The following is a 7,524-nucleotide window of genomic DNA, read 5'->3' on the forward strand; positions in this document are numbered from 1 at the left end:
TCTGGGTAATGGCAGCTGTATAGGAAGATACACCGCGCACGACGGGCCTCTGCAGGGCCTGTAGCAACGTAGCAAAGACATTCGATGGCATAGGCATGATGGTCCACTCCTATCAATATCCATGTTGTCAGCGTATCAAAACAGGTCGCTGGTGGTACGGGGGAGTGCAACACTGTGTTTATATTAAGGCAATCATACTAATCACAGATAAGTCGAAAAAAGTTGGCCGATGACCTAAGACCGGCGAAAGCCTGCAGGGTTCAAAATTCACGTCTAGATTATAATAAAAAAAACTCAATGAAAAGAAAAGTAGTGGGCCAGGCGATTTTAAACAGACAGGCGAATGAGGCGTTATCTGGTACGTTAGTGCAAATGGGCTGCGCAGAGTAAAAGACATTTTTCAGAGCACGCTTGTTTTTATTTTATGTCTGCCGGTTTTCCAGCAGATCATTTGTTAATTCTTTCTCGCGGAACCGTAGCCTCACTCGGTTTAGCCGATTGACTGGCTGCGCGAGACGATTGGGCAGGAGACGGCTTTCTGCGGGGAAGGTGAACGCGGAGCGTCCGGCAACGTGATGCCACTTTGCAAGCCACCCCGGCAACGTGCTTATGCCAGCATTTGGCCATCATGGTTGATACCGCCAGAGCACCTGGCACGAGATGCGTCATACCGCGTACCTTTAAGCTCATCCGCCAAAACTCAGGCCATTTGGGCGACGCCTGTCATCCACTTGACCAAACCGTGTCGTCCTTTCACACCAAGCTTGGCCGCAGCACGCTTCAGATAGGTCTCGATGGAGCTGTTTTTGACGTGAAGCTTGTCGGCCAGCTCCGGAACAGTCGCCCCGGCAAGTATGCCAAGGCAGATTTCCTTTTCACGGAGTGACAATCTGACCTCGGAATGGCTGAGCTTTTCGTTGAACTCGCGCTGAAGCTGCTGCCCGCCCTGGGTGACCGCATCGTTGTCAGCATGCGCAGTGCACAATGTTCGGGTGGTCTGAGCGTGCCGCTCCAACAGTGGCAGCAGGGCCTCTGAAAAATTCTTTAAAAACGATAATTCGTGCAGCGAAAAGTCACGTTGGTGATGTTGGCGGTGCAAGGAGATGACGCAGCGTCTGTTCGACTTGCGCGACACCAGACTGCAATGGTAGGTACCCGCCGAACCAGAGCTGGCCGGTCCAGTGCAACTACTAAAGGGTGGCTTCAGATGAATGAGCAGGAAGTCGTCCACATTGACCATTCGAGCGAGCAGCATGTCGTGGTCCTGCGAAACCGTCAGATTCACCGGCTTCTGCTCAGCGTACTCTCGCCCAAGGGGCTGAATGCTGATGATGCTGCCTTCATTCTCGTCAATCGTCCATTCACTCAGGTCCAGGAAATCGATCGGTACGGTGGCCGCGATGATCTGATACATATTCGAAGCAAATCTTGCATCGCCTACGCTCGAGATCAGTTTTCCCAATTCCAGAAAATACGCTGACTGGTCACCCGTCATTCGTAAATTGGCTTTCATTACACATTTGCCCCCATGGCGTTAGTCTCCAGTTAAACCAAAAGCAACCTCATCTCACATACTGCTCAGCCCTCTCGATGCCTGACATCTAGCATAATGTAAGATTGTAGGACAATACTACTAGCGCGTTAAAGAATTTACACATAGCGACTATTCCTAGTCTGTAGGGGAAAGGGGGGACAAATGGCTCGATACAGGCAGATGCTCTATTTTCGACACGGTTCTGTAACGCCTGCCAAGGCCGGTAGTGGCAATAGGATGTTTCGTCTCAGAATAAAGATGCTCTAAATGCCATGGCTGCTACAGGAAAATCAGGCGAATATGGCCGCCAAATAGTGACGTTTAAATTGAGACATCCCACTTGTGTGTGGTCTCCGAAATAATGTCCCTGAATGCGGGGACAGACGGACGTACGACCTGATGTTTCCATAAGCACGTGACTGCAGGGACGTTTGCTGCTGCACGAAACAGTCGCGGTGGCGCGGGGAGATTCTCATGTACGCCCTTTATTTCGGTGTTGAACAGTTGATCCAGACGAGATCAATAATTCCTGTTGAGCGGGAAATACAGTGAGGATTTTCGGATTTTTCAGGAAATTGAATTTCCGCAAAATCCTTTTAAGGATCGTATTGATTGATCTGGCGTTCTCGCTGGCTGGCTATGCCTTCTATAAGGGCGTTAGCGGTGAAGAAGAGCCTGTTTTTCTATCCGCCGCAGCGGAAATAACGGATATCGAACACGCCGTACTGGCACAAGGCGTGCTGCAGGGCCGTAATCAGGTGGACGTAGGGGCTCAGGTTTCCGGGCAATTGCAGTCACTGAAAGTCGCGCCAGGTGACAAGGCCCGGAAAAATCAGCTATTGGCAGTAATCGACCCGCTGCCAGCAAAAAACGCTTTGCGACAGGCCGCTGTGAAGGTCGAGCAACTCACTGCAGAGCGGGACGCGACCGTTCATAAATTGACGCTGGCAGAATCGAATTACCGCAGATATCGAGAGCTGGGTTCAACGATGGCCGTTTCTAAAGCGGATCAGGACAACGCCCGATTTGAGCTCGAGAACGAGCGCGCCAACCTGACGTCGCTCTCCGCGCAGTTACAAAAGGCCCGCATCAACGAAGAGGCCTCCCGTATCAAGCTCGAATACACACGAATCCTGGCACCCATGGATGGTCAGATCCTCGCTATTGTCACCCAGGAGGGCCAGACGGTCATCGCAGACCAGATCGCACCGGTCATTCTGAAGATGGCGCAACTCGACACAATGACCGTAAAGGCGCAGGTTTCCGAAGCCGACGTGGTCAAGATCAAGCCCGGGCTTGCGGCTTACTTCACCATCCCGGGCGATCCGGACACACGCTATACCAGCACCCTGAGCGCCATGGAGCCTGGCCCTCTGGACGCTGCGAGCTCGTCCGGCGGATCAGGCGAAAACAAAAAGGCCGTGTTCTACAACGCTCTATTCGACGTACCCAACCCCCAGGGCCGGTTCTACATCAACATGACCGCCAACGTCAGGATAGTGCTCGAAGCGAAGACCGGAGTATTGACGATTCCTGTTGGCGCGCTGGGCGAACGTCGGGAAGACGGGACTTACAGCGTACGGGTATTGGGCGAGGATAACGAAGTCAGGACACAGCAAATAGAGTCAGGGATCAATAATCAGGTAAGGGTTGAAGTACTTTCGGGGTTGAAAGTTGGAGACAGGGTTGTCATTGGGGAGGCTGGGGGCGGTCAAGGTGTGTGACGGTATGGCAATGACGTGCCGGGCAACAAAAAACGTCCTGAAGGCCTTTCATTCGACGTTAACGCAATAATGGAACACGACTAAGACTGGCTTGACTCATTGGGCGGAGCGTTTTTCCTCACGTCGTGAGGGCCGTAAACGTCGATGCTTGCTTTAGAACTTCCCTGAACACCTGGGTGCTGGCACTGCACATTAGTAGTTTTCCTTTTTTTGGGAAATAAAGGGGTTGAAAAATACATCTATTCTGGAGTGTTGGTGATGACCATGTATTACGTCGCAATTGCAATGCTCACGCTGCTGCTGGTGCCGGGACCGACCAATTCGCTGCTGCTCCAGTCCGGGGTCAATCGCGGCCTTGGTATGTATTCACTGAAGTTGATTGCTGCCGAATGGACGGCCTATCTGATTCAGATTACCGCCTGGGGTATGTCCATTGACGCACTCGCGAATTATGGGTGGGTGGTGATAATGACCAAGATCCTGGCAGTGGCTTTTCTGTTTTACATTTCTCTGAAACTATGGTTTTCAACGCATCAGGACACAGACGGAAAGCCCGCTGTGATCTCGATATCGGCATTATTTCTGGCAACACTAAACAATCCGAAAGGGCTTTTTTTTGCGACGTTCATAGCACCCGCCGGCACCTTCTTGCAGTTCGAAAGTTATGTTTCATTCATGACGGTATTTTCGTTGGTCGTTCTGCCTGTGGGCATAGCGTGGGTCGGACTGGGCGCTCTGTGTGGCCGAAGCCTGCCAACGCTGATGTCGAGCAATCGAGTCAATAGATTAGTGTCATTAGTGATTGGGCTGTTCGCGATTATTGCGTTGTATAACGTGGCTTCAACAGCGCTATTCACCTGACCTGCCAATACGCGTTCGCAGGCCGTACTTTAAATACATATCTAACACTGACGGTCTGTTTGTGTTCAGTCAGTGCGTGGAGCAGTCATATGAACTCTCAGGACATCGTGCTTAGCGACGATGAGGAAAGAGAACTGAGTCGGCGCGTAAATGCTTCAGCCACTGTCAGTCAACGCGAGTCTCGCCGGGCGCTGGTGATTTTGCTGGCGGCTCAAAAGCTGTCTCGTAACGAGATTGCCTGGTTGACCGGTCTCTCCGTTGTTTCAGTCACGCGCTGGTGCAAGCGTTTTCAAGAGCTGCGGCTGCAAGGTCTGATGGATCTGCCCGGAAGAGGGCGCAAGCCGTCCCTGCCGGCTGAAGCGCTGAGACTGACCCTTGAGCAAGTCACCAAGCCACGTACCGATCAGGCTCGCTGGAGCTGTCGAAGCATGGCACGAGTCGCTGGCATATCACCGGCCAGCGTTCAACGCATCTGGGCCGCAAACGGCATAAAGCCGCACCTGACATGCGCTATTGAGTTGCCCGACGATCCGGACTTGAAAGATAAATCCTGAGACGCTATTGCGTCGTAAATGCTGGGCAGGACGCTCGCTCGCGACGCGATATGCCAGACGCCCTGATTGATGGCTGTCATATCGCTATCGCGGTCACGATCACTTTTGGTATTTCATAAGCCGGTCGCACCTATTGGCACATAGCCCCAACGCAGGTCAGGGCTGCTGTCAGCCATGATTGTGCATCGGTTCCCGGCGCGCGGGAATCAGATCCCGGGCCGAATAAAAGCCCTGCACCAGGCGATTTTTGGCTCGGTACTCACACATCACGAGCAGAGTATCCGGGGGAGGAGTGACCGTTGATTCGTGCTTGACCACCATGATTTTGCCGCTCGAGCGAAGGCGTACATGTGCTCCAGATTCGAATGTGCCCATCTTCATTACCTCACAAGGGTTTTGATGTACGTTCCGTCCAGCCGCCGCCCAGTGCCTTGTACAGATTGACTTCGGCGGTCAGCTGGGACAGTCGGTCGGTGATCAGGTTTTGTTGAGCGCTGAACAGAGAGCGCTGTGCGTCGAGAAACGTCAGGCTGTTGTCGACGCCAATTCGATAGCGGCGCTCGGCCAGGCGGTAATACTCCTGGTTGGCCTGTACCAGATCGCTCTGCGCCTTCAGCTGGCGCTTGTAGGTCTGGCGTGCAGCCAGGCCATCGGAAACCTCCTGGAAGGCGGTCTGGATCGATTTTTCGTACTTTGAGACACTGATATCTTTCTGGATCTTCGAATAATCCAGGCTCGCCCGCAGATTGCCGGCGTTGAAAATCGGGATGTCGATCTGCGGTGAAAACACCCAGCCTCCCGAGCCACCTTTAAACAGGCCGGACAGTTCGGTGCTCGATGTGCCAGCGTTGGCAGTCAGGCTGATGCTCGGGAAGAACGCTGCGCGCGCGGCACCGATGCTGGCGTTGGCAGACTGCAACTGGTATTCGGCTTCAAGAATGTCCGGGCGTCGCTGCAGCAGATCAGAAGGCAAGCCAGCCGGTACTTCGGCGAGCCATTCGGAGGCCAGCGGACGGTTTGGCGCGCTGTCTGCGACCGTCGTACCCACCAACAAAGTCAGGTTGTTGAGATCCTGAGCGACCTGGCGCTGGAACGTTGCCAGGCTTGCCCGTGCGCTTTCCACCGAGGTCCGCGCCTGGGCCAGGTCCAACGATGAAGAGGCGCCGACTTGCTGGCTGCGAGCGGTGAGGTTCAAGCTTTTCTCGTAGGAAGCCAGCGTGTCCTGATTCAAGGCCAACAGTTCCTGGTCTGCGCGCCAGGTCAGGTAGGCGGTGGCGACACTCGCAACCAGACTTAACTGAGTGCTGCGCCGGGCCTCTTCGCTGGACAGATAAGTAAGCGAGGCCTGGTCGGTCAGGCTGCGTATGCGTCCAAATAAATCCAGTTCGTAGGCGCTGATACCCAGCGTTGCCGAGTAGCTGCCACTGGTGACCGGGCTGCCGGTCTGCGTGATGCTGGCGGGCTGGCGCTGTCGGGTCCCGCTACCAGTGGCGCTGATCGCGGGAAACAGATCGGCGCGCTGGATGCGATATTGCGCTTGATAGGCCTCGACGTTGAGGGCTGCCACACGCAAGTCTCGGTTATTGTGTAAAGCGCTCTCGATGAGCTGTTGCAGCGTCGGGTCGCGGAACAGGTCGCGCCACCCCATGTCCGCCGCCATGGGGCCAGAGAGTGCTGGAGCGTAGGCGGGTGTCTGTGGGTAGTGTGCGGCAACCGGCGCTGCCGGCCGCTGATAGTCCGGAATCAGTGAGCAACCGCTCAAGGACAGCACAGCAACCAGCCAAGGGCTGAGGGATTTGCTCATCATGCTCCTATCATCCACTTGGCCAGCCCATGTCGACCGCTGATACCCAGCTTGGCGGCGGAGCGCTTTAGGTAGGTTTCGATGGAGCTGTTCTTGACGCAGAGTTTTTTTGCGATCTCAGGGACTGTGGCGCCAGCCAGGAACTCCAGGCAGGCTTGCCTTTCCCGCGTTGACAGCACGACATCGCAGGCACTCAAGCGCTCATTGAACTCGCGCTGCAGTTGCGTGTGCTCCATGGCAGCCAGGCTGCTCGTCAGCGTTCCTCCGCTTTTCACGCGGTATTGGCGGTGGACACTGGCGTGCCGTACCGACAGGGGCAACAAGGTTTCCGAGAGGTATTTCAAAAATGACAGTTCTTGCAACGAGTAATCTTTGTCTGCTTGCGGGCGGTGCAGTGAGATCACACAACAACGATTGGCCTTGCGCGAGACCAGGCTGCACTGGTGGGAGGTGCCGGAAAAGCTAGTGTCCTTGTTGTTTTTCATCCGTGCATTTAAGTGGATCAACAGATCGTCGTTCGCTTCCAGCACGCGCTTGACCAGCGGATGATCGTTGCGGTGCCTGGCACGGGTCGGACACACCGTTTGCATCTGCGGATTCAACTCAGTGCCCGCATAGCCCAGCAATTGCACATCGGTCACCGCCGATTGACTGTCGTCAACGGTCCACTCGCTCAGCTCGACCCGGCTGACGGCCAGCGATGTGTTGATGAACTGGTGCATGTTACTCAGAAACATGTCATCCCCGACGCTGGATACCAGCTTCCCGAGTTCCAGATAAATGTGCGGTTTCACTTCATCTTTGGCATTCGCTCGTCGGTTCATATGTCCATTCCTGCAGATCAGAAGTTGCGTGCAATTCTGTCGACCAGACCGTGAATTCCGTCCTCTGGATGCTCAAACCTTTCGCGCCTCAACATCACTCGAATCCGGCATCACGCATGAATGTCTTCAAAAAAACGATTCAGCTAGAGGCTACAATTAAGCTGGGTTGCGCAGGAGAAGTCTGTCACGGGATACCGGGACATCCTGCGCAACCCTGCGGTCA

5 protein-coding genes and 1 pseudogene are annotated in these 7,524 nt (G+C 54.5%); 3 read left to right on the forward strand and 3 right to left on the reverse strand.

The window, feature by feature from the left end; translation table 11 throughout:
- Nucleotides 1-700 precede the first annotated feature (700 nt).
- Nucleotides 701-1,513, reverse strand: coding sequence for a helix-turn-helix transcriptional regulator (locus KP808_RS12720; RefSeq protein WP_080394911.1), 813 nt, complete (start codon nt 1,511-1,513; stop codon nt 701-703).
- Between the two features lie 569 nt (nt 1,514-2,082).
- Here KP808_RS12720 and KP808_RS12725 point away from each other — a divergent pair.
- The 3 genes and pseudogenes from KP808_RS12725 to KP808_RS12735 all read left to right on the forward strand — a co-directional run.
- Nucleotides 2,083-3,258: an efflux RND transporter periplasmic adaptor subunit gene (locus KP808_RS12725; RefSeq protein ID WP_193600970.1), complete on the forward strand. Its 1,176-nt coding sequence runs from the start codon at nt 2,083-2,085 to the stop codon at nt 3,256-3,258.
- Between the two features lie 258 nt (nt 3,259-3,516).
- A complete protein-coding gene (locus tag KP808_RS12730; RefSeq protein ID WP_080394910.1) occupies nt 3,517-4,119 on the forward strand; it encodes a LysE family translocator in 603 nt (200 codons plus the stop codon).
- A gap of 89 nt (nt 4,120-4,208) precedes the next feature.
- Nucleotides 4,209-4,667: pseudogene (locus KP808_RS12735) on the forward strand (helix-turn-helix domain-containing protein); the annotation flags it as partial.
- Between the two features lie 391 nt (nt 4,668-5,058).
- On the opposite strand, the gene adeC reads toward KP808_RS12735, so the two are convergent.
- Together adeC and KP808_RS12750 are read right to left on the reverse strand one after the other, a co-directional pair.
- Nucleotides 5,059-6,477, reverse strand: coding sequence for an AdeC/AdeK/OprM family multidrug efflux complex outer membrane factor (adeC, locus tag KP808_RS12745; protein WP_058401368.1), 1,419 nt, complete (start codon nt 6,475-6,477; stop codon nt 5,059-5,061).
- Nucleotides 6,477-7,301 carry a helix-turn-helix transcriptional regulator gene (locus KP808_RS12750; protein WP_058401369.1) on the reverse strand — a complete coding sequence of 275 codons (825 nt, stop codon included), beginning with the start codon at nt 7,299-7,301 and terminating at the stop codon, nt 6,477-6,479. The genes adeC and KP808_RS12750 overlap by 1 nt, the downstream gene beginning before the upstream one ends.
- Nucleotides 7,302-7,524: the final 223 nt, after the last annotated feature.

The sequence above is a fragment of the Pseudomonas savastanoi genome (assembly GCF_020917325.1).
GTDB lineage: Bacteria > Pseudomonadota > Gammaproteobacteria > Pseudomonadales > Pseudomonadaceae > Aquipseudomonas > Aquipseudomonas amygdali.

Excerpts from the sequence above, each read along its gene's own strand:
- KP808_RS12720 (WP_080394911.1), bottom strand. The coding sequence starts at position 1,513 with ATGAAAGCCAATTTACGAATGACGGGTGACCAGTCAGCGTATTTTCTG.
- KP808_RS12730 (WP_080394910.1), top strand. The coding sequence starts at position 3,517 with ATGACCATGTATTACGTCGCAATTGCAATGCTCACGCTGCTGCTGGTG.
- adeC (WP_058401368.1), bottom strand. The coding sequence starts at position 6,477 with ATGAGCAAATCCCTCAGCCCTTGGCTGGTTGCTGTGCTGTCCTTGAGC.
- KP808_RS12750 (WP_058401369.1), bottom strand. The coding sequence starts at position 7,301 with ATGAACCGACGAGCGAATGCCAAAGATGAAGTGAAACCGCACATTTAT.